Origin of the sequence: Komagataeibacter europaeus LMG 18890 (assembly GCF_000285295.1) — a bacterium.
Classification (GTDB): Bacteria; Pseudomonadota; Alphaproteobacteria; order Acetobacterales; family Acetobacteraceae; genus Komagataeibacter; species Komagataeibacter europaeus.
The window spans coordinates 1-1,170 of record NZ_CADP01000309.1; the positions used below are offsets into that span (position 1 = coordinate 1).

3 protein-coding genes are annotated in these 1,170 nt (G+C 54.4%); 2 read left to right on the forward strand and 1 reads right to left on the reverse strand.

From position 1 onward, the window contains the following. The coding region (locus GEU01_RS25510; protein ID WP_269719726.1) for an IS4 family transposase at positions 1-369 on the forward strand (369 nt) is incomplete at its 5' end. Here the strand turns inward: GEU01_RS25510 and GEU01_RS22010 are convergent. Next, positions 360-704: a VOC family protein gene (locus GEU01_RS22010; protein WP_019087700.1), complete on the reverse strand. Its 345-nt coding sequence runs from the start codon at positions 702-704 to the stop codon at positions 360-362. The two genes, GEU01_RS25510 and GEU01_RS22010, sit on opposite strands and share 10 nt — an antisense overlap. 138 nt (positions 705-842) lie before the next feature. Between GEU01_RS22010 and GEU01_RS22015 the strand changes: the two genes are divergently transcribed. After that, positions 843-1,170: transposase (locus GEU01_RS22015; RefSeq protein ID WP_019086247.1), on the forward strand; the 328-nt coding region annotated here is incomplete at its 3' end.

Genomic DNA, 1,170 nt, shown 5'->3' on the forward strand with positions numbered 1-1,170 from the left:
AAGCTTGAAGAGCTCCGCCTAACGACCGCAGGCCGGCTCGCAAACTGTATCGCCTTATGCTGCGTGGTGGCCTGGCGTATCTCATGGATAACAATGCTCAGGCGTGAATTACCAGGGACGTCGCCTTCTACCGTTTTTACAGATGTGGAACGCCAAATACTCGAACAGTTCACACCCATACGCAAACTCAGCACTTCACCAGACCTGGATTTTTACATCCGGGCAGTCGCCAGACTGGGTGGTTACCTTGATCGCGCTTCCGATGCTCCGCCCGGAACAACTGTTATCTGGAGAGGAATGTCTCGCCTGGCAGATATCGTTACAGGTGCTCTCTCCTATCAAATTACAGAAGAAAAAATTTATGGGTAACTGCAAGCCGGTAAGTGGCTTCGCGGGCCGGGTGCGCCTTCATCGGTTCCCCCATTGGCAAGACCTGCGGCATGAAAAGCCTCCACTTCGGCGGGTGTCGCTGCTGCAAAACCGATGGTGACACCGTTGCTTGAGGGCGCTTCACCGTTGCCTGGACGTGCAATGATGAAGGCTGGCTTTTCGCGGCCATACAGAATCCACCCATGCCCGAACGGCCCCAGGTTTTTTATGCCCAGAGCCGCAAGCGCGGCGTCATAGAATTTCGCGGATACCGCAGTATCCACTGCCCCAAGAAAAACGTGAGAGAAAACACCGTCACCGGAAATAACTGCCATGATCGTTCTCCTGTAATTTCCAACCATTGGAAATGATGTTGCGCGGTGAGACGCAGACCTTAGTGTCTGACCGAAAATGAGTTGAGTGATTTCAGTGGATTATGATTCATGGGTTTGCGATAACCTGATGAGATCAAGATGGCCTGGACTGAAATCACCCGCGCGCAGTATCGCCGGGACGACCTGGAGTATGCAAGCGACCTTCGCGATGCGGAGTGGGCGCTGATTGCGCCTTTGATGCCCGAGAAGAAACGACTGGGGAGACCACGACGTACGGATTTGCGCCGGGTCATGGAGGCGATCCTCTATATCGTCACTACGGGTTGCCAGTGGCGACAATTGCCTCGTCATTTTCCCGCCTTCACGACCGTGCAGGGCTATTTCTACCGTTGGATCCGCGAGGGACGATGGGAAGCGATAAACCATATTCTCGTGATCCTGTCGCGTGAGCAGGACGGGCGAGACG

Bases quoted from the DNA above. Each gene is read 5' to 3' on its own strand.
- GEU01_RS22010 (WP_019087700.1), bottom strand. From the start codon at position 704: ATGGCAGTTATTTCCGGTGACGGTGTTTTCTCTCACGTTTTTCTTGGG.